The organism is Nostoc sp. CALU 1950 (assembly GCF_051172895.1).
Taxonomy (GTDB): domain Bacteria; phylum Cyanobacteriota; class Cyanobacteriia; order Cyanobacteriales; family Nostocaceae; genus Nostoc; species Nostoc edaphicum_A.
Genome location: NZ_JBDNJQ010000451.1, coordinates 1 through 305 on the forward strand (window position 1 = coordinate 1; position 305 = coordinate 305).

The window sequence follows — 305 nt, forward strand, 5'->3', positions numbered from 1 at the left end:
ACAACTCACTTACCTGGATTTAAAGGGCAACGAATTAACAACGCTGCCAGAAGCGCTCGCCCGCCTGCCACAACTCACTTACCTGGATTTAAAGGGCAACCAATTAACGACGCTGCCAGAAGCGATCACCCGCCTGCAACAACTCACTTCCCTGGATTTAAGCTACAACCAATTAACGACGCTGCCAGAAGCGATCGCCCGCCTGCAACAACTCATTTCCCTGGATTTAAGCTACAACCAATTAACAACACTGCCAGAAGCGATCGCCCGCCTGCAACAACTCATTTCCCTGGATTTAAGCTACA

Annotated in this window: 1 protein-coding gene; it reads left to right on the forward strand. The window is 49.8% G+C overall.

The features are described 5' to 3' along the window. Positions 1 to 305 (forward strand): leucine-rich repeat domain-containing protein (locus tag ABF638_RS38400; RefSeq protein ID WP_435027955.1); only part of this gene is annotated, 305 nt, incomplete at both ends.